This window comes from Thermoanaerobacterium sp. RBIITD (genome assembly GCF_900205865.1).
GTDB lineage: Bacteria > Bacillota > Thermoanaerobacteria > Thermoanaerobacterales > Thermoanaerobacteraceae > Thermoanaerobacterium.
In genome coordinates this window covers 2,969,086-2,995,423 of the sequence record NZ_LT906662.1, presented here as the reverse complement: position 1 = coordinate 2,995,423, position 26,338 = coordinate 2,969,086, and the positions used below count along the sequence as shown (strand labels likewise).

The following is a 26,338-nucleotide window of genomic DNA, read 5'->3' as shown; positions in this document are numbered from 1 at the left end:
GCCTCTTTATTTAATAATATTTTAAGATCTCTTTTATGAGAGAATCTGTTTCGTATTTTTCTGGCATTATATTTACCTTAAGTCCATATTCCTCTATTGTCTTTTTTGTAACCGGTCCAATTGCTGCAATATTTACACCTTTTAATAAATTTTTTATATCATCCTTAAGTATATCATGCATATATTTAAAAGTTGATGAACTTGTAAATACTGCTATATCAACTCCTTTATTAAGTTCATCATAGAGAATATCTCTTATCTCATAATTTGGTTCATTCTTATACAATACAATTTTTTCTATATAAGCGCAATCTCTAAGTTTATTTATTAATATATCGCCACCTATATCAGATGTCAATATGGCAATCTTTTTGCCTTTTACTAAATCGTATAATTTATCAGCAAGTGCATCTGATGTATATTCCTTAGGCATTATGTCAGGATATATATTTATTTTTTCGAGCATTTGGGAAGTTTTGCTTCCTATAGCCGCGATTTTTACTCCATACAATTTTCTAATATCATATTTTATTAATTTTATTGCTTCCGAAAAAACTTCAACACCATTTATACTTGTAAGAACTATATAATCATATTGATTTATATTATTCAAAAATTTTATAGCATTATCAATATATGGAGTTAGTTTAATAGTAGGACATGTTATTACCTCTGCACCATACTCAGTTAAAATATCATACATTTTATTCGATTGATTATATGTACGTGTCAAAAGGGCTCTTTTCCCAAATAACTTTTTATTTTCATACCACTTAAGCCTATCCCTTAACTTTACAACTTCACCTACCACTATAACTGACGGATTTTTTATATTATGTTTTTCTGCTTTTTCATATATATCATTTAGTGTACCTGTTATTACTTTTTGCTCAGGGGTTGTCCCATTCATTATAACAGCAACAGAAGCATTTATGCTTTTGCCATTCTCTATTAATTTGTCCACTATTGTCTTTAAATTGTTAATACCCATGAGAAATACAAGTGTACCATTCAGTTTTGAAAGAACACTAAAATCTAAATAATTTTCTTTTTCATCGCATTCATGTCCAGTGATAACATGAAATGATGAACTAAAATTCCTATGTGTTATTGGTATTCCAGCATATGCAGGTACAGACACAGCCGATGTTATACCCGGTATGATCTCATATTCAATATTCTTTTCTTCTAAATATTCTGCTTCCTCCCCTCCTCTACCGAATACGAATGGATCTCCGCCCTTTATTCTTGCAACAATTTTGCCTCCAAGTGCCTCTTTATAGATTATCTCATTAATTCTCCACTGTGGTACTTTATGATGATCTGGGAGTTTCCCTACATCTATATACTTCGCGTCCTTTCTTCCCATCAACAATATTCTTTTGTTTATCAATCTATCATATATTAAAACGTCAGCTGTTTTTATTATTTTTGCAGCTTTAATCGTTAAAAGCCCTACATCACCTGGACCTGTTCCAATTAGATATACTTTTCCAGACATCATTTACCTCCACAACTTTTATAAAGTTTTTCAGCAATTTTATCTATGTCATCTATTGTCCCTATTCCTTTACATTTAAAAAGTTTATCACCATATTTATAAGCTATCCTAATATTAACGATATCTTTTTTAGCATCTTTTGTGTATTGTGCATGCACTCCTATTGGTATCTTGCAATTACCGCCAAATCTCTTCATTACTTTTCTTTCTGCTGATGCTTCAAAAAGCGTATTAATATCTAAAAGAATAGGATAAATCTCTTTAAATTCTTCTTCAAAAACCTTCGTGGTTTCTACTGCGAGTATTCCTTGGCACGCTGCTGGAACCATAGTATCAACATCAAAATAGTCAGTTATAAGGTTTTCCATTCCGAGCCTTTTAAGACCAGCAGCAGCAAGTATAATACCATCAAGGTTCTCGTTTTTCATCTTTTTAAGCCTCGTACCGACATTACCTCTTATTTCTACTATTTCAATATCAGGTCTCAAATCAATTAACTGTGCCTTACGTCTTAAGCTGCTTGTACCAATTTTTGCACCCTTTCTTAGCTCCTCAAATCTTACTCCTTTAGATGATATAAACGCGTCTCTTGGATCCTCTCTCTTTAGTACAGCTTTTAGGCTTAGTCCTTCTGGAACATCAAATGGCATATCCTTCATACTATGTACTGCTATATCTATCTTACCTTCAATAAGCTTATCTTCTATTTCCTTTACAAATAGTCCTTTACCCCCAGCATTGTTCAAGGGTTTATCAAGTATTTTGTCACCTTGTGTTTTTATTTTTACTATTTCAAAATCAAAATCAGGTTTGAATTTTTTAATTTCATTAATTAAAATAATTGTCTGTGTTAGAGCAAGTTCACTTCCTCTTGTACCGACACTTATTTTCTTTTTCATATATTTCCTCCATTTTCATCGATAAAATCTATAGCAACTTCTTCATATTTCTTATTAATGATATCATTTTTTATATGTTTTATCATTAAATCTGACATTTTCTTTGCTACTCTTTTTAAAGCGATTTCTATATTTTTTTTATCTCTTTCGTCTATATTTGATAGCTTATTTATAACTCTTTCAAATTCAATCTCAGATATCACATCAGCAAATTTGTTTATATTTTTTATCTGAGGTTCTATTGCAAGTGTTTTAAACCAATTAACAAAATTATTTACCGCCGATTCTATAATTTTCTCAATAACGTTAATAAAACCTATTCGTTTCTTTTTATTTTCATCTGCTGTTTTCTTTAAATCATCGAGCGTGTAAATGCTAACACCTTCAATTTCTCCAATTTTAGGATCAATATCTCTTGGTAATGCTATATCTACCATACATATCTTTTTACCTTTATAGACCTTTATAAACTTTTCATAATCAATTGTATAATGCGGAGCATCTGTTGCACTAATTACTATGTCACTTCTTGCTATTTGAACATATTTATCATCATAAGGAACTACTTCTATTTCAGGTATAATCTTTTTTAAGTCAACTGCTTTACTATGGGTTCTATTTGAAACATAAACTTTTGTACCCTTTGAAATAAGATTTTTTATTGCTATTTGCCCCATTTCACCTGTGCCGATAACAAAAGCTTTTTTATCATTTAAGTCTTTAAATTCGTCACTTATAAATTTAACTGCTATATAACTAATTGATAGTGCTAAATCCTTTATACCTGTTTCTGTTCTAACCTTTTTCCCTAGTGTAATTGCATCTCTAAAAAGTTTATTTAGAATCTTACCTGATGCAAAATTTTCCTGAGAAATACTTATAGCATTCTTAACCTGTCCAAGTATCTGATCTTCTCCAACAACCATCGATTCAAGTCCACATGCAACTCTGAATATGTGTTTTACCGCATCAACTCCTGTTAGAATATATAAATATTGTCCTAATTCATCTTCAGTTACCTTAAAGTATTCTATAAAAAAGTCCTTAATAGTTTTCAGAGCAATATTTTCTGAATAGACGTATATTTCACTTCTATGGCATGTAGACAATATTACAACCTCAGCATTATAAGTTTCCTTGAATTTTAATAAAGCTTTTTTTATTTCTTTACCAAAGGAAACACGTTCCCGTATTTCTATTGGAGTATTTTGATCAATTCCGACCATTTTAATATCATTAATATTCATCATCACGCCTCATTTCTTTATATAGCTCGTCAATACTTGTTACAACATTTGGATAGTCTATTTTTGGCCTTTTAATCAATATAACTGGTATACCAAGCATATTCGCTGCTTCAAATTTTTCTATAATACCTCCTGTATTGCCGCTGTCCTCTGTAACCAATACATCTGCGTCAAAATCCTTTAGCATACAGTAATTCATTTCTTTAGAAAACGGCCCTTCCATTGCAATAATTTGCCTGAATTTAAACCCAAATCTTCACATTTTTTAATGACTGTGCTTTGCGGAAGAACTCTTATAAATAACTTTTTCTCTTTGTTGAGACTAACAAAATATTCGAGATTTTTACTTCCGATTGTTAAAAAAATTATATTAAATTCGACACATCTATCTGCCGCTTCTTTAAAACCATTGGCAATAATAGCATTTTTATCGATAATGCTCTGCCTTTCATACCTTATATATCTTATTTTTGTCTTCTTACAAGCATCTATTGCATTTATACTGGCATTTATTGCAAAAGGGTGTGTAGCATCAACAACCGTATCAATATTATTATTTTTAATAAATTCTATTAATTCATCTTCATTTAAAGCACCTATGTGCACTTTTATATCATTATCATTAAGATTTTCTCCGTAATCAGTTACTGTACTTACAATTATATCAAATCCTGTATTATTTAGATTCTTCGCTATCTCTCTTCCATCTTTCGTACCTGATAAAACAAGTATCACTTTAAACAGTCCTTTCATATATTAGGAACTTGAAGTAAATTATAATTTATACCCTCTTGGTGTTATCATTTTGCCATTTATTACATAAGTTTTTTCGTTTCCTATTATCACTGTTGTTGTCATATCTATTTCGTGATTATTTATTTCTTTTAATGTTGTAATTGTTATATTTTGGCCATTCCTTGATGCATTTTTGACTATTCCTACCGGTGTATCTTCACTTTTATATTTCAGTAGTATATTTTGTGCTAACCTAATACTATCTGGTCTTTCTTTGCTTTTTGGATTATACAATACTATAACAAAATCCGCTTGTGCCGCAAGTCTCAATCTTTTCTCTATTATCTCCCACGGTGTTAAGTAATTTGATAAACTTAAAGATGCAAAATCGTGCACTATAGGTGCTCCAAGAATTGATGCTGATGAATTAAATGCACTAATCCCTGGTATTATCTCAATATCTATATTTTTATTTTCATGTTCCGCTATTTCATACATAAGGCCTGCCATACCATAAATGCCTACATCACCACTTGATATTAAACAAACTTTTTCCCTTCAAGAGCTATTTTAAGACATTCTTTGCATCTTGAGATTTCATTTCTCATACCTGACGATATAATTTCTTTATCATTAATGATCTCTTTCATAAGATTTATATACGTTATATAACCAACAACCACGTCACACTCTTTTATTACATTATATGCCCTAAATGTCATATCATCAATACTTCCAGGACCGATTCCTACTACTTTTTTCCATCTCATTGACTTTTCTCCTCTTTCCTGTAAACTGCCAAAGTTACACCATCATTTATTGTATAATAAATTTCCTTGCCTCTATTACTACCCAAATATGCCGATGGACGTGCAACACTACCAACCACTACAGTCTTTTTTACAAAGTTTGATATAGGATATATATTTTCAACTGCTTTTAGTTCATCTGCACTGTAAAATTTAACGGGCACATTTAAGTATTCAACAATTTTAAGTATACAACCTTCGTCTTTTTTAATATCTATTGTAGTAACTTTATATATACAGTTTAAACTTATATTTAGTCTATAAAATATGACCGTTACAGCACTTATAAGGGTTTCATAGGGAGTATTCCTTTTACAGCCAATGCCTAAAACAATATTTTTCTAAATACTACATATGGTATATCCGGTACATCATAACTTCCATCTCTTATTAAAACACATGCAGAAACATGGTGAGCATCTTTAATACCATGTACTTTAATTATACTATCTGTTTCTTGTAATTTAGTAAATTTATCTCCTACAAAAGCGACTTTCTCACCATTTACTATCGCTGCATTAACCTTTTTTAAGTCTTTAAAATTTTCTATATAATAGCCAATCTCTTTTGCTATGACATCAACTGCTATCATGCCGTTGACATCTGATGCAGTTGTTATAATAGGTTTTGCACCAATAAATGAAGCAACATTTTGTGCAAGCTAATTTGCACCACCAATGTGCCCTGATAATAGACTAATAACATAATTACCCTTTTCGTCTATGACAATTATTGCCGAATCTTGTCTTTTATTTTCTATAACTTTAGCAATAGCCCTAACGACTATTCCTGTAGCCATGATAAATATAAATCCCTTATAGTTTTTAAATATACTATGGACAAATTCTATAAAACTTTTATCAATTGTATTAACTCCATAATATGAATATTTCTTAGGAAGATATAAGTCTGCTTTAAATTTGTCTGATATTTTCTTTGCAAGTTTTGCTCCATTATTTGTTAGTGCTAATACAGCCAATTTCATTATTATTTCCTTTCCTAAATTCATGTGAAAAGTTTTTGTCATATAACTTTGAATACTTATCAATATCACTAAGGAAATTTCCTACAAGTATCATAGCAGTCTTATTTATATTTTTTCTTTTACTTTATTGTCGATGTCTTTCAATTTATCATTAATAATTATTTTATCATCCCATGTTGCCTTATATACCACAGCAACGGGAGTATCTTCATTATATTCTGTTATAAGATCTTTAACAAGCTTGTCAATTTTATGTACACTTAAAAATATTGCCATAGTAGCATGATGCTTTGCCAAAGATTTTAAATTTTCACTTTCAGGCACTGGTGTTCATCCTTCTGTTCTAGTTATAATAACTGTCTGAGATATTTCCGGCAGTGTTAATTCTTTTTTTAATACAGCCGCAGCAGCTGTAAATGAGCTGCGTTCGGGCTTGACAACCCATCTTCCCAAACATAGATAATAGCTAAGCGAAGTATACATAATATCAAGTGGCACTTGATGGATTTAATTATGACAAATTTAGTAAAACAATATTTAATTATCAAGGTTCAATTAAATTTTGTAATCTTTTTAAAGATCGATCTTTTTGGTTGATTACAAATCATATTATACGAGGAGGTCTTTATAATGTATAAACTATCTAAAGAAAATAACATCTTCAGCTTTACAAAAAACAATAAACCTAATCTTTTTGTAAATGACGGCGATGATGTGGAAATCGAAACTCTAGACTGTTTCTCAAACCAAATCAAAACAAATGATGACAAATTGGAAACAATGGATTGGGACAAAGTAAACCCTGCAACAGGTCCAATCTACATCAATGGTGCAAAAGAAAATGACGTATTAGAAGTGACAATCAAAAAAATCGACATCGAAAATAAAGGTGTCGTTGCAACAGGAAAGGATTTAGGAGTTTTAGGCGATAAGATGAATGACCTGTATTCAAAAGTAGTTGAGATAAATAATAGCAAAGTCATTTTCAATGAAAAGCTCTCATTTCCTGTAAAACCAATGATAGGTGTAATAGGCGTCGCTCCAAAGGAAGGCGAAATAAACTGCGGCACACCGGGTCCTCATGGAGGAAATATGGACACTACACTTATCGGTGAAGGCACTAAGCTTTATTTGCCTGTCTTTGTTGATGGTGCACTTTTCGCATTAGGAGACTTACATGCCGTAATGGGTGCTGGAGAGATAGGCGTATCAGGTGTAGAAGTAAACGGCGCCGTTACTGTATGGCTAAAAGTTTTAAAAAATCTAAAAATCCAAAATCCAGTCGTCAAGACAAATGAAGTAACAGCCACAATTGCATCAAATGAATCAATAGAAAAACTATAGAAAAAGCAGTCAAAGACATGGCAGAACTTTTCCAAAAGTACACTGACCTATCGATAGAAGAAATATCAACCCTTTTCAGTATATCTGGCAATGTCCAAATATCGCAAGTTGTTGACCCACTTAAAACAGCTCGTTTCTCAATGCCAAATTGGGTACTTGAGACGTATGGAATAGTATTTTAATCAGGAGGTATAATAATGGATAATAAAAATGACGGTGCTCTGGAAAACTTTGGCTATAAGCAGGAATTAAAAAGAGCTTTAACTGTCTGGGATCTCATCATTTATGGCCTCATATTCATGGTTCCAATAGCTCCCTTTGGTATTTACGGCTTTGTAGCTGACATATCAAAGGGAATGGTAGCACTTGCCTATGTAATAGGCATAATCTGAATGATATTTACTGCATTTAGCTATGCTTCAATGTCTGAAGCTTTTCCAATCGCTGGTTCTGTTTATTCTTATGCGACAAATGGTTTAAACAAAGTCATTGGTTTTTTCACTGGATGGGCTATACTATTAGATTATCTTTTAGTACCTGCACTCTTGTATGTCGTCAGTGCTGCAGCATTAAGCAACATATTCCCATCTGTTCCAGTTGTCATATGGGCATTGGTCTTCATAATCGTTAACACAGTTGTCAATATACTAGGCATAGAATTTACTGCTAAATTTAATAAAATAGTTCTAATACTTGAATTGATCGTTCTGGCATTATTCATAAAATTTGTCTTCAAGAAAAAGGTAGAAAATTTGGATGTGTAAAAATAAGTTAAAGGGCCTCTAAATCACATTGAGACCCTCTTTTACATCTCTTCATCTGCATTTTTACTGCTAAATAAAGCTATATTATCTCTCTGTACAATCAATATACCTATAAGTATTACGATTGTTCCGATTACAAGCTGGATAGTAATTTTTTCTGATAAAAATATTGCTGCAATTATGCTGGCTAGTATCGGCTTTGCAAAGAAAACCATAGATCCTACACCAGTATTTACACTTGATAAACCTAAAAAATAAGTGTAATATGCAATACCTGTAACAAATACAGTTAAATACAGCATTTGCGGTACGGCTTTTGCAGGCAAGCTAAAAATAGGATATCTATTGTACAGAAGCAATGGCATAAGAAGCAAACTTCCTATTATAAAAGAGAATGAATTCATAACAACGCTATCGAACTTAACAGTGAATTTCTTGCCCAACACTGTGTATACACCATACATGATTGACGACAACACAAGAAGTACAATTCCAGTTAAATGATTACCACCTGACATTAGCTGCTTGTAAAATACAATAACCAGACCTATTATGCCCAGTATAAGTCCGTAAATTTTGGCAGAATCTAATTTTTCATTTAATATAAGAGAAGCTGCAATCATTACAAAAAGAGGATTTGAACTGAATATGACGGCAGAAAGACTGGCCGATGTCATGTTTATCCCTATCTGCAAAAATGACATGCTAAATACCACATTTGTAAGCCCTATAAAAACTAATAGTGTAAAATCTTGAAGCGTTATGTGAAGATTTTTCCTTTTAATATTTTTAATGGCAATAGGCAGTAATATAAGTCCGCCGATAAAAAACCTGATGAAATTTATCTGAACTGGATTTACAATGCCTGTAAGTGTCCTTCCCACCACTTCGTAAGTGCTGAAGAACAGTACGGTTATGATAAGGTAGATATAGCCTCTATTCAATCTTGTCACCTTCTTATGTAAAATTTACAACATCATCTTTATTATATACCCTGTGTCAAGATTGTTTTTATGATTTTACACACTCTTCTCATACTTTAAATCAAACTTAATACAGGCACCTCTACCATCTGAGTTGTAAGCTTCAATTTTCCCGCCATGGAGCTCTACCAACTTTTTTGCAATGTAAAGTCCAAGTCCAGCGTGTCCATCTTCTGATGACCTAGATACATCTCCTCTGTAAAATCTATCAAAAAGATGTGCTAAGTCTTTCTGGCTGAATCCACTTCCTGAATCACAAACTGTTATATAAATTTTATCTTCATCGATATTACCTCTTATCTTTATCATTCCTAATTCAGGCGTATATTTTATACTGTTAATAACGATATTATCCATTACCCTCTCAAACTTTTCAACGTCTATATATACCATTGATTTATCATGCCTTTGGTCTAAAATATCCAAATCAAAATTTAAATTTTTGTCTTTTGAAATTTGTTTATATTCATCTATTTTGCGCGTTAAAAAATCTTTTATATTTATCTGACTAAAATTCAGATTGGCTGGTGAATCATCTAATTCAGATATGTACAACATCATCTTTACAATCTTTATACATTTATCAGCATTCTCAACAATCACATCTAAATACTTTTTAAATTTTAACTTGTCGCCTATACAATCATCAAGCAATGATTCAGCATATCCTCTGATTATTGAAATAGGTGTCTTCAAATCATGGGCGAGGGATTCTACCATTTCGTGCCTTTCCTGTTCGATTTTCCACTGAGCAGTAAGAGAATTTTTTAATTCATCTTTCATATCATTAAATGCTACACATAAACTACCAAGTTCATTATCCGCTTTATAATCAATGTCAAAATTGAGATCTCTTTCTTTTATTTTTCTTGACGCCTCGATAATCAAATTTAAAGGTTTTCTTATATTTTTAGTAAATTCCAGAGAAAAAAGTATTGTAAATAAAGCAATGTAAATAAACGGCGAAAATACTATTATTATAAATAATGGCTCGTATAGAATTCTGTCTACCTTATTAATAAAATAAGGCGTTAATGTATAAGACAGTGAAACAGCACCTTCTATCGTACCTTGCTTATTTATTATCGGTATAGTTTTATAATAGTTACCTTTTATACCAGATGTCGTATTTATAATTTTATACAGTTCGTCTCTATCCCTAATCAGCTTCTGATTATCAGTGCCATATATTTTATGTCCATTTTGATTCATCACTTGATACTTAATACCTTCTTTTGGTATGATTTTGTCAATCTTACTTTTATTATTAATATTTAATATATCCGATCCATATCCTCGAATCTTGCTTTCGATTGAAGGAATCATCTTCTCATAGTAATTAGCCGGATAAACCTTTTTATACTGAATATTTAAAAACAACAGATATCCTATATAATACGTCACTATAGTAGCCAGTATGCTTAATATCAATATAGAAACAAAAGATATAATAAACTGTGTCTTTAGCGGTTTATTTTTAAATATCATAAAACCTTCTCCCATTTATAACCTATTCCCCACACTGTCTTAATATATTCTGTGTCAGGATCAAAGTTCTCAATTTTTGCTCTTATATTTTTAATATGCTCTGTAACTGTAGTAGTGTCACCTTCTGCATCAAAACCCCATACTTTTTCATATATCTGTTCTTTTGAAAATACTTGACCGGGATGAAGCGACAAAAGCTCTAAAACATCGAATTCTTTTTTTGTAAGCCCAATAGGATTCCCATTCACCATCACTTCCCGCGACTTTAAATCTATTGTAATGTTTTTAAAATTTAATAAAGCCCTTTTTCCTTCTTCATTTAATAAAATTGCTCGCTTTTCCCTTCGCAAATGTGCATCTATCCTTGCTAACAATTCCTTTAAGCTAAATGGTTTTACAACATAATCATCACCACCTAAGGCAAATCCCTTTATCCTGTCCATTTCGCTTTGTTTTGCACTTAAAAATACGATGGGACAAATTACAGTATCCCTTATCTTACGGCAAACTTCATACCCATCAATATCAGGCATCATAATATCAAGCACTATAAGATCCGGCATTTCTTTAGCTTTTTCAATTCCTTCCTTGCCATTATAAGCAGTCAGAACAGTATTGCCCTTTCTTTCAAGCGAATCTTTTAACAAATCAGCTATCTCTTTCTCATCATCAATAATTAATATTTTACTCATACATTTTCCTGCCTTCCCATCTCTTAAACCATATTATACCACCAACAATCATAAATATAAAAAACAATGAAGCAAAGATGAACCCACTGGCGATTTGATTAATCAATTCTCCCGACGATATTATTTTAGGCGGATACGTCATGCTTGATGTAAAAAGAAGATATGCACCAGGAAGTTCTGATAACCTCACAGGCCATGCCCATGGGATATAAGTCCATATACTATTGCCTAAGTTCGTAGACATAAGCGCAGCAACTAACATGCCAAAGCCACCAAATCCAATTGATGCTCCCAATCCCCATGCAAAACTAATCCACATATACATAGACAATAATGATAATGCACCGATTGATTCTAAAATAAAAGACGCTATATAGATGACCCACGGAAAATTCCCACGTAATATTTCAAACCCAATTCCAAAAATAAATATTGAAATTATCATACTTATCTGTATTGATAATGCTATAATTATGAATTTGCCAATGTATAAACTGCTCCTTTCAAAATTATTGCCAAACAAGTTTATGAAACCTCCAGCATTCTCCTCCTGATTTGCAGCCAAACCAAATAATAAGCCAGCCACAATCGGAACAACCACTGCCGTCCAGATTTCAAAAAAGGCTTGATGTATATAAAAATCAGATAAAGATCTTACTGAACAGTACCATAGAAGTGCAGATGAAAACAATTCCGGAAGCAAAAATGTAATATATCTTAAAGGTGTACGCTTCGTCTTTATTATTTCAGAATACAATATCTTCATCAATTTAGATCTCTCCTTTGAAACCAAATCATAGTAAGAATTGAGAATATCAAAAACGCTAAAGCTGATACAATAACGCCTATCGGGATTACCGATGGATCTCTTAAGGAGTCATTAATCTGTAACAATGTACCGTTAGGGTGAACACCTATTATTGGGCACATAAGCCTTATTGGCCAGCTCCATGGAATATAGATCCAATATAATTTAGAAGCTCCAATCACACCGATAATAAGTCCTACAAACCCTAATGCAATGCTATAAAATGTTCCTTTCATAGTTGCCAGCCATAATTCCAAAGGATTAAGAGCAAGCGATGTAACCCATGTAAAAAATCCTCCTGCAATTATTTTACCCCAAGGAATATCTCCACCTGCCGTTATTGATCCTGTTATAATAATAGCAATAATCAAAACCAATGTTGACAAAAATGTATAGAAGGCCATTATCAATATTTTACCTATCCATATTTTGTGTAGAGAAACATTTCGACTTTTTATACTTCGATATCGGCCAGATTTTTTCTCATGCAAAGCTACCAGCGATGCATAAAGTGCGAAGCCAATCGGTATAAAAATTACCGACCACCAATTGTACACCAAATCAATAAGAAGCTGCCATGGCATGAGATAAGTTGCAGGCATAAATATCTTTTGCGGTAGTGCATACAGCACAAAAAACAGCGGCGCAAATATAATAAGTTTTCTCATAAAAGTCCTTCTGTACTTTAAATTTTCCGATTTCAAAATATTAATCATTTTTTTCACCTCTCACTACATTAAAAAATAACTGTTCAATGTCTTGCTTTTCATCTATTGTTCCTTGGTATTTAATTTTGCCATTACTTATAATACCTATTGTATCAACAAGCTTTGAAACTTCTGTTAAAATATGGCTTGATAATATTACTGTAATACCCATTTTCTGAAAAGACTTTATTAATTCTCGAAGATTCTGTATACCTATAGGATCTAAACCATTGGATGGCTCATCAAGTATTAACAAATCAGGATTTCCTAATAAAGCAATGGCAATACCTAATCTCTGTTTCATGCCTGTAGAAAATTGCGATACTAGTTTTTTACCTGTATCATTTAAATCTACAATTTCTAGAACTTCTTTAATCCTCTCATCAGCAATTCCAATTAATCTTGCGTGAACCAAAAGATTCTCATGTGCCGTCAAATTCCCATATAGTGCAGGTAACTCAATAAGTGCACCAATTCTATCAAGATGTTCTCTTCGCCACCTCTCTCCAAATACAAATATTTCACCTGATGTTGGATGCAGTAAACCAGTTACCATCTTTAATGTAGTAGATTTACCGGCGCCATTAGGTCCAAGAAGCCCATATATAGATCCTCTAGGAACTTTTAATGAAATGTCATCTACAACTAAGTGTTTCCCATAGGACTTTTTTAAATTTCTCGTTTCAAGTATATATTCCATAATATACCACCTTTCTCCCATCTTTTTGTTTGATGTTTGTATTATAAAATTAAATTATAAAGAATTTATAAAGAAATATTTTCTTTTTTCTTATTTAATTAATTTGCAAATAATGTTATAATATTATTAGAAGAAAAATATTATTTATTGATAATGGAGATGATTATATGAATCCTTTAGAGTATGCAATCAAAATGGAACTGGATGGTGTAGATTACTACAATAATCAAGCTGAATTGAATAAAGACAATGAACTTTACAATGTATTTAAAGAGATGGCAAAAGATGAAATGACACATGCAGAAATACTGAAAAACAAAATGGATGAATTTACATTTGAATTAAAAGATGATAGGAATCTAGAAAAGGCTAAAATGTCTATGTTACACTAAAAGTGGTTCTTTCCACAGTTAGTTTAAATCTAATAAATGCATGATATAATAGAATGATAAGAAAATTAGAAAAGAGGACTCTTAGATGGATGAATTTATTAAGATGCTGGATAAAAATTTAGAATATAAAAGCCATGAAATAATTGATGATACTATATATATCAAAGTGGAATCAAATAGAAAAGAATTAAAATGTCCTTTCTGTGGTCAAACATCTACAAAAGTTCATTCACATTATAAAAGAAACTTTTAGTGTAACATAGACAACATAACAAAAAAAATTAAAAAACCAGGTAAATTAAGTCCATTTATAGATGAATTAAATCATTATATTGAGCAAGGATATACATCAGCAAATATTGATGAGATAATTCGTAAAAAAGGTTACAATGGTTCTATTTCCAACATACGTCACTATATTAGCGAATGGAAACATCGTTACAAAAAGGAATATGATAAAGATAAATCTAATGATAATGGAGACAAAATTAGCGAATTAATAGAGCGCAAAAATTTAATAAAGTTGCTGTATAAGCCTATCGAGGAAGTAAAAATGATTACTCAAGAGCAATTGGATAGAGTATGTAATGAATATCCATTTTATGCAAGTATATATCATCTTGTAAATGAATTTAGGGAAATACTGTTAGAGAAAAATATTAGTAAATTAGAAGAATGGATAGATAAAGCCATTTCGTTAAAAATTCACGAAATAGAAAGTTTTGTGAAAGGGCTAGTAAAAGATATAGATGCTGTTAGAAATGCAATAATATATGATTTTAATAATGGTCTTGCGGAAGGCAGTGTCAATAAGCTCAAAGTAATTAAAAGAATTATGTATGGAAGGTGTAGCTTCGATACGCTAAAAGCTAAAGTGCTTTGGTCTGAACATATGCGCAAAATAAACTAACTTTGGAAAGAATCACTTTTATATTAGCATATACACTCAAATTGAGCGTCATGGCGGTATTACAAGGCTTAAAAAAGTCTTAAATATACCTTATAATGACATAACTAGATACACAAAAGATGATTGTATTAATGGACTTAATCAGGCTTATCAATACTTTGGACATTTGCCAAGCATCAATGAGTACAAAAGTGGACGTTTTAAGCCTTCCTATAAAGTTATTATTAGATATTTTAGGACGTGGAATACGGCGTTGGAAGAACTTAAAAAAATTATTAATTTGGTTTACTTTTTGATTTCTTTTTTGTATAATATTGTTAATAGGTTATAAGGTAGGATTGATCTAATTGTTATTATTGTCTATATTAGCAATAATGCCTTTAATTATTTTATTATTGCAGCTAAAATTTAAAAAAATAAAAATTCTAAAATATATTGGATTTTTCTTTTTTTGTATATTCCTCGTTATCAATTCATACGTAAATTATTTCGAAATGGGAATGTTTAATCAGTTGGTTTTAAATAATTTCAGTAATTCAAAAATCGTTTCTGTCACTTTGATTAGGCACACTAACGACTCTAATAATAGTGCAATAACAAAGAGCAGCAATGATTCAAAGATAATAAAAGATTTATTAACATATCTAAAACAATTTAAACTTGTACAATATAACGGTAAATTTACTAATACAAATGATTATTCCTACGAAATTTATTTAGAAACTAATAAAAAAAATGAAAAAATTATGATAAGCATAACCAATGAAAATTATATTAATGTTTTTCTGGAAACCACTAAGACTTATCATTTATTTCTTTTTAATATGTATGATAACATAAACAAAGATAAAAATTATAAAATAATTAATGGCAAAATTAATTATAATTTCTTAAATGCTTTGCTTGAAACTATGCAAAGTTAAAGAGATAACATATATCCCTCCAATAAAAAAACACTCAAATTAATGAGTGCTTAAAGCTCTATATATGCTATAATTATACTTGAGGTAGCTTGATAAGCAGGGTGTGGTTGCCACTCTCCTTATAAGGAGGTATAATTCTCATGCACAAGATTTTAATACTGGGTGGAAGTGGACTTGTAGGAACAGCAATAATAAATGAAATGAATAAATATGATAAATTTCAGGTTTATTCAACGTACTTTCAAAATCCAGTACCATTGAATCAAGATAGAAGTTTTAAGCTCAACATCGAAGATTCGGATAACATAAGTATTATATTGAATACTTTAAAGCCTCATAGTATAGTTTCATGTTTAAGAGGAGATTTTAATAAACAATTGATTCTGCATATAAAAATTGCCAAATACCTAAAGGAAAATGGCGGAAGTTTATACTTTTTCTCTACTACAAATGTCTTTGATAATGACTTAAGTAAACCTCATTACGAAGATGATTTGCCAAATTCTCATAGCGATTATGGACAATATAAGATAGAATGTGAAAAGAGAATGACAGAAATATTACATGATAATGTCTGTTTATTAAGACTTCCTCAAGTTTGGGGGAAAAATTCTCCAAGGATGAACGAATTATTAACCTTGCTTCATAACAACAAAGATGTTGTTGTTTATCCAAAACTTTTTCATAATACAAATACTGATACAATGATAGCAAGACAATTATGTTACATAATAAATAACAATTTAAAAGGAATTTTTCATTTGGTACCAAAAGATATAATCAATTATAAGGATTTTTATTACGAATTAATAACGAGATTGGGTTTTAAAAATGCAAGGATTAAAGAAAATTTTGAGGAAGAAGGATACTTTGCACTTTTATCAAAAAGAAACAGTGAATTTCCTGAACAATTAAGGTTTACTAATAAATCGGTAATTAATTATTTAATTAATTGATGTTTAATATTTATATTTTAAATAATTGAGCAAATTGTATAATTAGCTTTTTTATTAAAACACATCAAAATATTGTAGTTTATTTATGTTTATAACATTATATATTGATTACTTACTTTTTTTAAAAAATAAACAGAAATTTTAAAAAAGACAGGCATTATGCTTGTCCTGATACTGCTTTTTTCAGTTCTGTTTGGTGCTAGTATATAAATGTGGACATGAAAAGTTTAACACAGTAAAATGTATATATGAAAGGTAGTATTAAACAATGTCCAAAAGGTTATTGTATATGAAGATCATTTTAAAATATTCTTAATTGTGGATATCAATGGTAGCCTTAAGGGGAGTCGAACCCCTGTCTTCGCCGTGAGAGGGCGATGTCCTAGGCCACTAGACGATAAGGCCAAAAATAATGGCTGCCGAACTAGGATTCGAACCTAGACTAGATGATCCAGAGTCACCGGTGCTACCGTTACACCATTCGGCATCAACTGACAGTTGTTATTATATCACGGCTTTTTAATTTTGACAAGAGGTTTTTCACTTTTTACAAAATATATAAATATATATTAGTCTTTTTTTTATATTTTATTCCACTACATTAGATTACCCTTGCCGAAAAAACGTTTATGTTTTATTTATTTGATGATAGTAATGTTACATATTTGTTTGCATAAAAACTAAAGTGAATCATTTTTTGATTTCAAAATGGCTCAAATTGGTAATACAATAGGCTTAAATCATTCTAATTAAGAAAAGCCCTATACCAAAACCAGCATGTACCTGTGGTATAACCGTTACTTCATCAAGGTTATATTTTTTCATTGCCTCCTCTTTAACAAGAAGCGCTCTATTTAAGTGTTCATAACCTTGTATTGCAAGATATAAACCTCTTTTTTGATAGATTCAAAGAGTGGGTCAACAATTGCTTTTGCAACATCTAAGCTTCCCGATGTGCCAACTTTCTTACCAAGAACTTCACTGGTATTACCGTCAAGAACAAATAAACCACCTTTTTTAACATTTGCAATGTCTAATAATTCATCTATCACAATTTTGGTCTGTTTCGAAATCTCAATCAAATCCATTCATATCATCCCTCGTATGTACTGAAAAAAAACACTGTAATAGTAAGATAGATATAACCCTTATTCAAAATAAACACCCTCTTTTACTGTAATTTTACAACAACACTTTTATTATATAATATAACATATGTCAACCTTAATAAATGCAATTACATTTTTTGTAATTTTATATATATGTTATTGCAATTTTTATCTATCATTTTAAGACATAAACATTTCATTTTTGTATCAATGTTTAATAACTTAACATATATTAAAAGATGTTAAAAATATTATTAATAACAAATAACAAAAAGAAAATCATAGATTAAGATTTGTATAAAAAACAGAAAACTTGTCCAGACATTCTTAAAACTTCAAGCTATAAATTATAAAAAGCAGAAATCTATAAACTATTGGATATGGTAAAATGATATGAAATATTACTTTTAGTACAAAAGATGATGTTATAAAAACTTTGCATAATAGAAGCATCCTTTTTATAATAGTTTTGTTCACAAACTCATAGAAAAGGATGCTTAAAAATGAACAAAAGTTATTTAAAACAATTACTCACCTATATTAATAGAGTATATGATATGGGTGAAAAATCAATACATTAAAAGATAAAAGAGTAAAATCTCCATGGCATTTAGACCATTGTTTTCTTCATAGCCCAACGTGCATTGAAACAGTGCTAATGTTTATGATAATAGCGTTTAATCTAATGCAATTATATTTTTTTAAAAGTATATGAGGTTTTAGAAATAAGCGTATGTTGTAAAAGTCAATATATCCCTTATATTGACATTCATAATAAATAAGAGAACTAGAATGTTCTCTTATTTACTCTTAATATTTTCTTCGATATATTTTATAGCTTTTTTGATTCTTTCTATTGTTTTCTCTTTGCCCAATAATTCCATTATATCAAATAAGCCAGGGCCAAATGTTCTTCCCGAAATTGCAAGTCTTGTAGGATGAAAAAGGGCTCCGCTTGTAATATTTAATTTTACTATAAGGTTTCTGTATACTTCTTCCGTTTCTATTACATTAAAATTCGATACATCATTAAGTGCTTCGACTGCCTTTTTTAAAATATCAGCAACACCATCTTTTTCAAAATGTTTTTTTACACCTTTTTCGTCATAATCAAATTCATCTATAAAATAATAACTCATAGCATCTGCTATTTCTGCAAGAGTTTTTTCTCTTCCTCTCACAGCATTGACGATTTTTTTGATATAGTTATAATCATAATCATCACTAATAAGGCCATTTTTAATTAAAAATGGTATTACTTCCTTAGTTAATCTATCAATATCATATTCCCTTATGTAAATACCATTTAGCCATGTCAACTTTTTTGTGTCATATATAGCCGGATTTTTTGATACCCGCTCAAGTGTGAATTCTTTTATACTTTTTGACGTATTAAATATTTCTTCACCATCTTCAGGGATCCAACCAAGCAACGTTATATAGTTAATTATAGCCTCAGGCAAATATCCAAGGTCTCTAAACTCTTGAACAGATGTAGCTCCATGTCTTTTACTTAGTTTACTTCTATCCGGTGCTAATATCATTGAAACATGTGCAAACTTTGGAATATCAAATCCTAAAGCTTCATACATCAAAATCTGCTTAGGTGTATTTGAAAGATGTTCTTCACCCCTTATAATGTGAGTTATTTTTAATTCGTAATCATCTACAACTGTTGCAAAATTATATGTTGGCATATCATCGGATTTCATAATAATAAAATCATCAAATGTAGCATTATCAAATTCTACATCACCTCTTATTATATCATGAACCACTGTTTTACCTTCCATAGGGACCTTTAATCTCACAACAGGTTTTTTCCCCTCATCTAAATATTTTGATACTTCTTCACGAGTTAGATTTCTACACTTACCTGTATACATAGGGGGTTTTCCCTCTTTTTGAGCTATATTTCTCATTTCATCAAGCTCTTCTTTTGAACAGAAACAGTAATAAGCTTTGCCTTCATCTATTAATTTTTTCGCATACTTTCTATATTCATCAAGCCTTTTTGACTGATATATAGGGCCTTCATCCCAATCAATACCAAGCCAATTTAATCCGTCAATTATAGCTTTCATCGATTCACCTGTAGAACGCTCCAAATCTGTATCATCTACTCTTAAAACCATTTTACCATTATTGTGTCTTGCAAAAAGCCAATTAAATAATGCCGTCCTCGCACCACCAATATGTAAATTTCCTGTAGGGCTTGGTGCAAATCTTACTCTAATTTCACTCATAAAAACATCCCTTTCAACTTTTGTCTATGGACTTTAAAACTAATTTTGATTATACTTTAATATATAATATTTTTCAACATTTCATCATATTATATGATTATAACCAATTTTAAGATTAGGAGGCACAAAATGAAGGATATCATAATAAATTTATTAAAAGAACGTGGTGTAACAATAAATGATATGGCTGACCTTGTTATAGAACTTCAAAAGAAGTATTATGATTTAACAAGGGAGGAAAGCATAGAGAGTTTAAATGCTGTACTTGATAAAAGAGAGGTACAAAATGCCATTTTGACAGGCATAACCCTTGATAAATTAGCAGAAAAAAATATGCTCGACGAGCCATTATTATCAATATTAAAAAGAGACGAGCCCCTTTATGGTATAGATGAAACATTAGCATTAAGTATAACAAATATATATGGTTCAATAGGACTTACAAATTTCGGATATCTTGATAAAGTAAAGCTTGGAATTATTGGTGTTTTAAATGAACATAAAGATGAAAGATGTAATACTTTTATTGATGATTTAGTTGCTGCGGTTGTAGCAGCAGCATGTTCGAGAATTGCTCACTCAATAAAAAGCGGCAAGCCATTGAAAAGGGACAAATAATATTATAAAATATTAATATATTGGGAGTAGATAGGTGCTGGTGTGCCTACTGGTCTTCAAAACCAGCTTCTCGTCTAAAAAGGCGAGGGGTGGGTTCGATTCCCACATACTCCCGCCATTCTATATCAAGGCTTTATAAGACTTTTTTATTATTTAATTTTTATTTATGCAGATTTTTGCAAGTAAGGGCACATTTTGTGCACTTATTCGGCACAATTAAAATTAAATTTATCTTTACAAAACCATATTTATAAAGTATAATTATATCAATTTAATACTTATTGGTGCATCTAAAACAACACCTATACAACATATAATTAACGTTATTTCTACAGTAACACTCAGACCGAGCTATGCTGTATTAATTGCATTTTGTATATCTTTAATTAGAAATTTCATTGGCACAGGTACTTTACTTGCGTTTCCAGGAAGTATGATCGGTGCTTTATTTGGCGGAATTCTCTATAAAAAAACGGGTAAAAAATTACTCGCATTTTAGGTGAGATAATCGGTACAGGCATAATAGGTGCTATATTAGCTTTTCCTATTGCAAAATTTATTCATTGTAAAAATGTCGCTGCTTTTTTCTTTATAATTCATTTTTCAATTAATACAATTAGTGGTAGCATAATAGCTTTGGCTATATTTAAATTTCTAGAAATGACAAATATATTTCTAAAAAAGTAATGTTTTAAAACTGAGTATTTTTTTAAGCTATTGCAATTACACCAGAAAACAATTAATATGCCTTCTGGTGTTAATATATCATCTTTCTTTTTTAATCCTCCCAATCCCTTAAATTAACATTCTTATCGAGTATTGATTTATATTGTTCTAATATACCATATTTTCCATCACCGTCTAGTTGCATATATCTATTATATTTTAAAAGGCGGTCTTCTTCATTAGCCCAGCCCATGTGTTTTACTCTTATCTCACTGGTTCCTGTTGGAAGTTCAAAAATATTCAAAGGAAATCTCCCACAATGTACAGGTATTTCTCTCCAAACATATTTAAAATATGGCTGGTATCTTATAAGAAAAGGCCACATTCTCTTATGGGCATTCCAATAAATGTCGTCCCTATATTGATGATCGTTCCAAAAGTCATATAATCTAAAACATACTGTATCGTAATATGGTTTATCTATAATTCCTTTTATTTTATGAATGATTTTATCTTCTAATATTTCATCTGCATCAAGGCAGAGTATCCAATCCGGATTTTTAGTTATTGTTTCATTAAAAAGCCTTTTTCTAAGTTCAACTTCGTTGTTAAACATTGATTTTTTATTGACAATGTATGTTACAGGTATCCCACTAAGCTCTTTTAAACATATTTCTTTTGTATTATCTGTACTTGCATCATCAATGATTACAGCGGAATCAACTATTTCGCGTGCGATTTTTAAAACATCTTTTAAATATCTATTAGCTTCATTTTTTAGAACCATAGAAAGCGTGACTCTATTATCCGATATTTTTATTCTTCTATTATATGGCAGCATAATATATTTATATATTCCATTAATTTTTTTTATACATTCTTTATAAATAGATAACCTCTTTAAATCATCACTTCTGTATATGTGAAATGCTGGCCAATGGGTATCCACAAAAAGTTCAAAGCCAAGAGAAACCGCTCTTATGCAAAAATGTCTATCTTCTCCTGAAAAAGAAAGATTATATATTGCACTAAAAGATAATCCAGAATTAATAGCTTTTTTTGATATAAGTGTGCAAGCTCCTAATCCTCCAACTTTATAAATACCTCTATCTAATAGCATGTTTAAAAATCTCATAGTTCTTTCATTTATCACTTCTTGGGTTAATTTTTCACTCATACCTTTTTCAAATAGAGTGTATTGATCAGAAACCCATACTTGTGGCAAATCTATAGAATCCGGTGACCATTTCGTCCAAAAAATCTCTGATATAATATTTTTTTCTGCCATAATCAGCTGTTTTAATGTCATAGGGTGTAAATATAAATCTGAATCAACTAAAAATAAAAAATCATAATTTTTTTCTTTAGCGTAGTTTATTATTTTATTTTTAATATCCGCAACTTTATTCATAAGATCATCTGTCCAATAATGTGTTACATCGTCCCTTAGATATCTCATATTCTTGTTTTCTGCAGTAATTATTTCTACTGTTGATTGAGTAACTTCTTTTTTAAAATCATATAGGAAAATACTTGATCTTTTATCATCATTGTCATCAACAAAATAGTAATCTATTTTTATTTTATCCGATTCAAGATTTTTTATTGATTCCAAAAATTCTCTTAAAATATCATAATCCTGTTTTATAGCACTTCCAATTAAAACTCTCATTACACATCACCTCATTATTTTAATATATTCATTAAAAAAAATATTGCTTATCATATATAACATTTTTATATATAAATCATATATATATATATATATAAAGAATTAAAATATGAGGTGAAAAATATGCCCAACAATATTGTTTTTAATCCTGTAGCAAGCCAGCTCAAAACATTGGTTCACGGACAAACTGCACAAGGAACCGTTACAGCCTTATTGACTGATGCTAGTGGAAATCTTTTAACAACTTTGCAAAATGCCTCTATTACAGTCACGGCGTCGGACCTTAATATAAGACCATTATCATATACAGTAGATAATATAACAGTTCAAAACGTTGTTAGTACTGTAAATACTAATGTTACTAATACGGTGAATACCAATGTTACTAATACAGTAAATATTCGTCCACTTAATTCGAGTATTGATACGATATCCAATGTATTATCTGGTAGGAGTTTTATATCCGTTACTTCTTCAATTAATAATGTTACTGGGACAGGAGCCTTGCTTGCAGAAGATACCTCACAGAAAACAATGTACACTTATTATGTTAGAAATACTGGTAATGCCGCATTTTCCGTTGTATTACAGATAAGTCCGACAACCGCTGAAGCGTATTATATTGATGACGTAACAGGTGAAATAAGTGTTGCTCCAGGTACTGCGGCAACCCTCATTGCTGGTAGATTTCTAAACTATACTCGTATTTTTTATAACGCGGGTACTTCAACTGTTACTGCAGAATTTTATTACAATGCTCAAACTTAAGATAAAGGTGCTTTAAAGCACCTAAATACATAAAAAAGAGGAGGAATGATTTTTGATGCAACCACTTATAAGCCTTTGTATGATTGTAAAAAATGAAGAAAAAAATATTAAAAGGTGTCTTGATAGTGTTAAGGATTTGGTAGATGAAATTGTCATAGTTGATACTGGTTCTATAGATAAAACTGTAGAAATTTCAAGGTCATATGGAGCTAACATCTATAGCGTAGAATGGCATGATGATTTTAGTGAGGCCAGAAATAAATCTTTAGATATGGCACATGGAAAATGGATATTATTTATGGATGCGGATGATGAACTTGATAAAAATGATTTAAAAAAAGTAAAAGAAATATTAAATGACGATGATGAAGCATATTTTTTTAAAACTATAAATTTTGTCGGTAATAGTCCAAGTTATGAAACCGCTATTAATATGAATTTAAGAATTATGAGAAATAGACCTGAATATAGATTTATATATCCAATACATGAACAAATTGCAGTTGTCATACAGAATGTAAATCCAAATGCAAAATTAATAAATACGGATATTAAAGTATATCATTATGGATATTTAAATTATGAAGTCCAAAATAAAAATAAAAGAAAAAGAAATATGTTAATAATTAATAAAGTCCTTAAAAACAATCCACAGGATCCATTTATGAGATTCAACTTGGGAAATGAATATTTTGCACTTGAGGATTACAGTAAAGCACTTGATGAATATATGATATCTCTAAAAAATACTTTTGCCAAAACAGGTTATCTTTCAAAACTATACGTAAGGATCGTTCTATGTCTAAATGAACTCGGAAGATATAATGAATCAATAAAAATGATCGAAAATGGAATATCCTATTATCAAAATTTAACAGATCTTTATTTTTTAAAGGGTTATATACTTCATATCAAAAAAAGATACACTATTGCAGAGAGAATGTTTAAAAAATGCATTGAGATGGGTGATGCACCGGATGATTTAGGTTTTATAGCAGGTACAGGTAGTTATAGAGCATATTATGCCTTGGGTAAATTGTATCTTGAATTAGAAGATTATGATGTTGCATATAAAAATTTTGTTGATTCATATAATAACAATAGAAAATTTAAAGAACCATTATATGACATGAGTTATATTCTTCTTATTACAAAACCTTTAGATATAGCAATGAATGAAATAGAAAAATATTTAGATCCAAATATTTATGAAGATAAAATATTATTGATAAAAATATTTATGAGATTTAAAAGATATGATGTATGCCTCAAATACTTAAATGAACTTATTTTAAATAATACCATTAACGATGAAGTTCTTTATTTGACTGGAAATTGTTTTTTTAATCTTAAAAATTTTAATAATGCATATAAATACTGGAGCAAAGTTGGAAAAGATAGTTCATTCTATGAAAATATAGTACCCGATCTAATTTTATTAAACATAATTAAAAAAGATAATATCAATGAGGAATTAAAATATATTAAAAAAATTAAACCTAAATTATATGACGTCATGTTGAGATTAATGATTTTATCTAAAGGTGAAATGCCTACAACATTAAGTGATGATGAAAAATTATCTTCAGAATATGAAGATATAATATTTGAAATTTTAGAAAGGCTTTTATATCTTGAGGAATTCGAAATATTTGAGAAAGGTTTAAACCTTTTAAACCTCATTAATGATAATAAAGTTTTACTGAGATTAGGTAAATTATACTATAAATATGGATTTTATCAATTTGCATGTGATGAGATTTTGCGGTCAATGAAGCTTTTCAATATTTATGATAAAGAAGCACTTGCAATATTGGACGAAAAAATGGATTAATAAATATAAGGCTTAATATGTAATTCGCTGTCACATATTAAGCCATTTTATAATCTATCTTTTTAAGAGTTCACGTGGAATGTGACAATAGCCGCCGGGATTTTTTTCAAGATATTTTTGATGGTATTCTTCTGCATCGTAAAAGTTTTTGAGTGGTTCTATCTCTGTAACTATCGGTTTTTCATATTTTTTTTGTTCGTTATCCCTTGATTTTATTATAATATTAAGGTCATCATTATCGATATAGTAAATTCCCGTACGATACTGTGTTCCTATATCATTTCCCTGTTTATTTATTGATGTCGGATTTATTATCCTCCAATACGCCTTTAATAATTCTTCTAAGGATATCATATTCTCATCATACTTTATATAACATGCTTCGGCAAATCCGGTTGTATTCGTGCAAACCTCTTTATATGTTGGGTTTTCTTTATTTCCATTAGCATAACCTACTTTTGTAGATATTACACCATCTATCGTATCAAAGTATGCCTGAACTCCCCAAAAACAACCACCTGCAAAAACTATTTCTTTCACGTTAATCCTCCTAATATTGTATAATTAAAAGTAAAATTCAAA

At 30.2% G+C, this 26,338-nt stretch carries 29 protein-coding genes, 3 tRNA genes and 4 pseudogenes; 14 read left to right on the top strand and 22 right to left on the bottom strand.

All coding sequences use genetic code 11. From position 1 onward, the window contains the following. Positions 1-10: 10 nt before the first annotated feature. The 10 genes and pseudogenes from cobA to CPG45_RS18570 form a co-directional block, all read right to left on the bottom strand. A complete protein-coding gene (gene cobA / locus CPG45_RS14515; protein WP_096232670.1) occupies positions 11-1,501 on the bottom strand; it encodes a uroporphyrinogen-III C-methyltransferase in 1,491 nt (496 codons plus the stop codon). Continuing rightward, positions 1,501-2,400: a hydroxymethylbilane synthase gene (gene hemC, locus CPG45_RS14510; RefSeq protein ID WP_096232668.1), complete on the bottom strand. Its 900-nt coding sequence runs from the start codon at positions 2,398-2,400 to the stop codon at positions 1,501-1,503. The genes cobA and hemC overlap by 1 nt, the downstream gene beginning before the upstream one ends. Then, a complete protein-coding gene (gene hemA, locus CPG45_RS14505; RefSeq protein WP_096232666.1) occupies positions 2,397-3,647 on the bottom strand; it encodes a glutamyl-tRNA reductase in 1,251 nt (416 codons plus the stop codon). The genes hemC and hemA overlap by 4 nt, the downstream gene beginning before the upstream one ends. Then, positions 3,637-4,400 (bottom strand): annotated as a pseudogene (gene cobK, locus CPG45_RS14500) (precorrin-6A reductase). The gene hemA and the pseudogene cobK overlap by 11 nt, the downstream one beginning before the upstream one ends. A 21-nt stretch (positions 4,401-4,421) precedes the next feature. After that, positions 4,422-4,880 (bottom strand): precorrin-3B C(17)-methyltransferase, encoded by a 459-nt coding sequence (locus tag CPG45_RS18580; RefSeq protein ID WP_255405076.1) that lies wholly within the window; start codon positions 4,878-4,880, stop codon positions 4,422-4,424. Between the two features lie 41 nt (positions 4,881-4,921). Beyond that, a complete protein-coding gene (locus CPG45_RS18575; RefSeq protein WP_255405075.1) occupies positions 4,922-5,152 on the bottom strand; it encodes an SAM-dependent methyltransferase in 231 nt (76 codons plus the stop codon). Next, positions 5,149-5,478 (bottom strand): cobalamin biosynthesis protein, encoded by a 330-nt coding sequence (locus tag CPG45_RS17760; protein WP_231969147.1) that lies wholly within the window; start codon positions 5,476-5,478, stop codon positions 5,149-5,151. Before CPG45_RS17760 ends, CPG45_RS18575 begins: the two co-directional genes overlap by 4 nt. 38 nt (positions 5,479-5,516) lie before the next feature. Continuing rightward, positions 5,517-5,783, bottom strand: coding sequence for a cobalamin biosynthesis central domain-containing protein (locus CPG45_RS17755; RefSeq protein WP_231968840.1), 267 nt, complete (start codon positions 5,781-5,783; stop codon positions 5,517-5,519). A 69-nt stretch (positions 5,784-5,852) separates the two neighbouring features. Beyond that, complete coding sequence (locus tag CPG45_RS17750) at positions 5,853-6,245, bottom strand: hypothetical protein (RefSeq protein WP_231968839.1); 393 nt, start codon at positions 6,243-6,245, stop codon at positions 5,853-5,855. A 36-nt stretch (positions 6,246-6,281) separates the two neighbouring features. Next, positions 6,282-6,500, bottom strand: coding sequence for an SAM-dependent methyltransferase (locus CPG45_RS18570; protein ID WP_231968836.1), 219 nt, complete (start codon positions 6,498-6,500; stop codon positions 6,282-6,284). Between the two features lie 306 nt (positions 6,501-6,806). Here CPG45_RS18570 and CPG45_RS14480 point away from each other — a divergent pair. From CPG45_RS14480 to CPG45_RS18560, 3 genes and pseudogenes are all read left to right on the top strand, one after another. Then, positions 6,807-7,702, top strand: a pseudogene (locus CPG45_RS14480) (acetamidase/formamidase family protein). A 15-nt stretch (positions 7,703-7,717) separates the two neighbouring features. Continuing rightward, complete coding sequence (locus CPG45_RS18565; RefSeq protein ID WP_231968830.1) at positions 7,718-7,912, top strand: hypothetical protein; 195 nt, start codon at positions 7,718-7,720, stop codon at positions 7,910-7,912. Next, complete coding sequence (locus CPG45_RS18560) at positions 7,913-8,284, top strand: amino acid permease (RefSeq protein WP_231968828.1); 372 nt, start codon at positions 7,913-7,915, stop codon at positions 8,282-8,284. Positions 8,285-8,325: 41 nt separating this feature from the next. Here CPG45_RS18560 and CPG45_RS14470 read toward each other — a convergent pair whose 3' ends face one another. From CPG45_RS14470 to CPG45_RS14445, 6 genes are all read right to left on the bottom strand, one after another. Beyond that, positions 8,326-9,228: a DMT family transporter gene (locus tag CPG45_RS14470; RefSeq protein ID WP_096232664.1), complete on the bottom strand. Its 903-nt coding sequence runs from the start codon at positions 9,226-9,228 to the stop codon at positions 8,326-8,328. A gap of 75 nt (positions 9,229-9,303) precedes the next feature. Next, entirely contained in the window at positions 9,304-10,755 is a 1,452-nt protein-coding gene (locus tag CPG45_RS14465) for a sensor histidine kinase (protein ID WP_096232662.1), read from the bottom strand. Continuing rightward, positions 10,752-11,447: a response regulator transcription factor gene (locus CPG45_RS14460; protein ID WP_096232660.1), complete on the bottom strand. Its 696-nt coding sequence runs from the start codon at positions 11,445-11,447 to the stop codon at positions 10,752-10,754. Before CPG45_RS14460 ends, CPG45_RS14465 begins: the two co-directional genes overlap by 4 nt. Then, positions 11,440-12,213, bottom strand: coding sequence for a lantibiotic immunity ABC transporter MutG family permease subunit (locus CPG45_RS14455; RefSeq protein ID WP_096232658.1), 774 nt, complete (start codon positions 12,211-12,213; stop codon positions 11,440-11,442). Before CPG45_RS14455 ends, CPG45_RS14460 begins: the two co-directional genes overlap by 8 nt. Next, on the bottom strand, positions 12,213-12,971 hold the full coding sequence (locus tag CPG45_RS14450) for a lantibiotic immunity ABC transporter MutE/EpiE family permease subunit (protein ID WP_096232656.1): 759 nt from the start codon (positions 12,969-12,971) through the stop codon (positions 12,213-12,215). The genes CPG45_RS14455 and CPG45_RS14450 overlap by 1 nt, the downstream gene beginning before the upstream one ends. Continuing rightward, complete coding sequence (locus tag CPG45_RS14445; protein WP_096232654.1) at positions 12,964-13,662, bottom strand: lantibiotic protection ABC transporter ATP-binding protein; 699 nt, start codon at positions 13,660-13,662, stop codon at positions 12,964-12,966. Before CPG45_RS14445 ends, CPG45_RS14450 begins: the two co-directional genes overlap by 8 nt. 167 nt (positions 13,663-13,829) lie before the next feature. Between CPG45_RS14445 and CPG45_RS14440 the strand changes: the two genes are divergently transcribed. From CPG45_RS14440 to CPG45_RS14425, 6 genes are all read left to right on the top strand, one after another. Next, on the top strand, positions 13,830-14,054 hold the full coding sequence (locus CPG45_RS14440) for a ferritin family protein (protein ID WP_231968821.1): 225 nt from the start codon (positions 13,830-13,832) through the stop codon (positions 14,052-14,054). An 85-nt stretch (positions 14,055-14,139) separates the two neighbouring features. Further along, entirely contained in the window at positions 14,140-14,307 is a 168-nt protein-coding gene (locus tag CPG45_RS16950; protein WP_157732426.1) for a hypothetical protein, read from the top strand. A gap of 6 nt (positions 14,308-14,313) precedes the next feature. Next, entirely contained in the window at positions 14,314-14,964 is a 651-nt protein-coding gene (locus CPG45_RS18335; protein ID WP_096232653.1) for a transposase, read from the top strand. A 22-nt stretch (positions 14,965-14,986) separates the two neighbouring features. Beyond that, positions 14,987-15,295, top strand: a complete 309-nt coding sequence (locus CPG45_RS18330) for a homing endonuclease associated repeat-containing protein (protein ID WP_350354088.1) — start codon at positions 14,987-14,989, stop codon at positions 15,293-15,295. Between the two features lie 169 nt (positions 15,296-15,464). After that, positions 15,465-15,887 carry a hypothetical protein gene (locus CPG45_RS14430; protein WP_231968819.1) on the top strand — a complete coding sequence of 141 codons (423 nt, stop codon included), beginning with the start codon at positions 15,465-15,467 and terminating at the stop codon, positions 15,885-15,887. Between the two features lie 140 nt (positions 15,888-16,027). Continuing rightward, complete coding sequence (locus CPG45_RS14425) at positions 16,028-16,843, top strand: sugar nucleotide-binding protein (protein ID WP_096232651.1); 816 nt, start codon at positions 16,028-16,030, stop codon at positions 16,841-16,843. A gap of 329 nt (positions 16,844-17,172) precedes the next feature. Here the strand turns inward: CPG45_RS14425 and CPG45_RS14420 are convergent. From CPG45_RS14420 to gltX, 4 genes and pseudogenes are all read right to left on the bottom strand, one after another. Next, positions 17,173-17,248 (bottom strand) — tRNA-Glu (locus tag CPG45_RS14420). 8 nt (positions 17,249-17,256) lie between these two features. Further along, positions 17,257-17,330, bottom strand: a tRNA-Gln gene (locus CPG45_RS14415). A gap of 284 nt (positions 17,331-17,614) precedes the next feature. Then, positions 17,615-17,931, bottom strand: a pseudogene (locus CPG45_RS14410) (DUF436 family protein); the annotation flags it as partial. Between the two features lie 821 nt (positions 17,932-18,752). Then, the gene (gene gltX, locus CPG45_RS14400; protein WP_096232649.1) at positions 18,753-20,198 is read right to left on the bottom strand and encodes a glutamate--tRNA ligase; all 1,446 of its coding nucleotides are present in this window, start codon (positions 20,196-20,198) and stop codon (positions 18,753-18,755) included. A gap of 129 nt (positions 20,199-20,327) precedes the next feature. On the opposite strand from gltX, the gene CPG45_RS14395 reads away from it, so the two are divergent. The 3 genes and pseudogenes from CPG45_RS14395 to thiW all read left to right on the top strand — a co-directional run bounded on the left by CPG45_RS14395 (position 20,328) and on the right by thiW (position 21,503). Then, a complete protein-coding gene (locus tag CPG45_RS14395; RefSeq protein ID WP_096232647.1) occupies positions 20,328-20,816 on the top strand; it encodes a phosphatidylglycerophosphatase A family protein in 489 nt (162 codons plus the stop codon). Between the two features lie 22 nt (positions 20,817-20,838). Beyond that, a tRNA-Sec gene (locus CPG45_RS14390) sits at positions 20,839-20,934 on the top strand. Between the two features lie 108 nt (positions 20,935-21,042). Beyond that, positions 21,043-21,503: pseudogene (thiW, locus tag CPG45_RS14385) on the top strand (energy coupling factor transporter S component ThiW). 91 nt (positions 21,504-21,594) lie between these two features. Here the strand turns inward: thiW and CPG45_RS14380 are convergent. Next, positions 21,595-23,154: a glycosyltransferase gene (locus CPG45_RS14380; RefSeq protein WP_096232645.1), complete on the bottom strand. Its 1,560-nt coding sequence runs from the start codon at positions 23,152-23,154 to the stop codon at positions 21,595-21,597. Between the two features lie 171 nt (positions 23,155-23,325). Here CPG45_RS14380 and CPG45_RS14375 point away from each other — a divergent pair, with 171 nt between their 5' ends. After that, on the top strand, positions 23,326-23,922 hold the full coding sequence (locus tag CPG45_RS14375; protein ID WP_157732424.1) for a DUF6385 domain-containing protein: 597 nt from the start codon (positions 23,326-23,328) through the stop codon (positions 23,920-23,922). Positions 23,923-23,977: 55 nt separating this feature from the next. Next, positions 23,978-25,756: a glycosyltransferase gene (locus CPG45_RS14370; protein ID WP_231969144.1), complete on the top strand. Its 1,779-nt coding sequence runs from the start codon at positions 23,978-23,980 to the stop codon at positions 25,754-25,756. Positions 25,757-25,810: 54 nt separating this feature from the next. Here the strand turns inward: CPG45_RS14370 and msrA are convergent, their stop codons facing one another. Further along, on the bottom strand, positions 25,811-26,296 hold the full coding sequence (gene msrA / locus CPG45_RS14365) for a peptide-methionine (S)-S-oxide reductase MsrA (protein ID WP_096232639.1): 486 nt from the start codon (positions 26,294-26,296) through the stop codon (positions 25,811-25,813). Positions 26,297-26,338: the final 42 nt, after the last annotated feature.

Excerpts from the sequence above, each read along its gene's own strand:
- CPG45_RS14425 (WP_096232651.1), top strand. The coding sequence starts at position 16,028 with ATGCACAAGATTTTAATACTGGGTGGAAGTGGACTTGTAGGAACAGCA.
- CPG45_RS17755 (WP_231968840.1), bottom strand. The coding sequence starts at position 5,783 with ATGATAGCAGTTGATGTCATAGCAAAAGAGATTGGCTATTATATAGAA.
- CPG45_RS18565 (WP_231968830.1), top strand. The coding sequence starts at position 7,718 with ATGGATAATAAAAATGACGGTGCTCTGGAAAACTTTGGCTATAAGCAG.
- CPG45_RS14450 (WP_096232656.1), bottom strand. The coding sequence starts at position 12,971 with ATGATTAATATTTTGAAATCGGAAAATTTAAAGTACAGAAGGACTTTT.
- CPG45_RS14440 (WP_231968821.1), top strand. The coding sequence starts at position 13,830 with ATGAATCCTTTAGAGTATGCAATCAAAATGGAACTGGATGGTGTAGAT.
- CPG45_RS18560 (WP_231968828.1), top strand. The coding sequence starts at position 7,913 with ATGATATTTACTGCATTTAGCTATGCTTCAATGTCTGAAGCTTTTCCA.
- CPG45_RS14370 (WP_231969144.1), top strand. The coding sequence starts at position 23,978 with ATGCAACCACTTATAAGCCTTTGTATGATTGTAAAAAATGAAGAAAAA.
- CPG45_RS14445 (WP_096232654.1), bottom strand. The coding sequence starts at position 13,662 with ATGGAATATATACTTGAAACGAGAAATTTAAAAAAGTCCTATGGGAAA.
- CPG45_RS14430 (WP_231968819.1), top strand. The coding sequence starts at position 15,465 with ATGTTTAATCAGTTGGTTTTAAATAATTTCAGTAATTCAAAAATCGTT.
- CPG45_RS14380 (WP_096232645.1), bottom strand. The coding sequence starts at position 23,154 with ATGAGAGTTTTAATTGGAAGTGCTATAAAACAGGATTATGATATTTTA.
- CPG45_RS14395 (WP_096232647.1), top strand. The coding sequence starts at position 20,328 with ATGAAGGATATCATAATAAATTTATTAAAAGAACGTGGTGTAACAATA.
- hemC (WP_096232668.1), bottom strand. The coding sequence starts at position 2,400 with ATGAAAAAGAAAATAAGTGTCGGTACAAGAGGAAGTGAACTTGCTCTA.
- gltX (WP_096232649.1), bottom strand. The coding sequence starts at position 20,198 with ATGAGTGAAATTAGAGTAAGATTTGCACCAAGCCCTACAGGAAATTTA.
- cobA (WP_096232670.1), bottom strand. The coding sequence starts at position 1,501 with ATGTCTGGAAAAGTATATCTAATTGGAACAGGTCCAGGTGATGTAGGG.
- CPG45_RS14460 (WP_096232660.1), bottom strand. The coding sequence starts at position 11,447 with ATGAGTAAAATATTAATTATTGATGATGAGAAAGAGATAGCTGATTTG.
- CPG45_RS18580 (WP_255405076.1), bottom strand. The coding sequence starts at position 4,880 with ATGTATGAAATAGCGGAACATGAAAATAAAAATATAGATATTGAGATA.
- CPG45_RS14455 (WP_096232658.1), bottom strand. The coding sequence starts at position 12,213 with ATGAAGATATTGTATTCTGAAATAATAAAGACGAAGCGTACACCTTTA.
- CPG45_RS18575 (WP_255405075.1), bottom strand. The coding sequence starts at position 5,152 with ATGAGATGGAAAAAAGTAGTAGGAATCGGTCCTGGAAGTATTGATGAT.
- hemA (WP_096232666.1), bottom strand. The coding sequence starts at position 3,647 with ATGAATATTAATGATATTAAAATGGTCGGAATTGATCAAAATACTCCA.
- CPG45_RS16950 (WP_157732426.1), top strand. The coding sequence starts at position 14,140 with ATGGATGAATTTATTAAGATGCTGGATAAAAATTTAGAATATAAAAGC.
- CPG45_RS14465 (WP_096232662.1), bottom strand. The coding sequence starts at position 10,755 with ATGATATTTAAAAATAAACCGCTAAAGACACAGTTTATTATATCTTTT.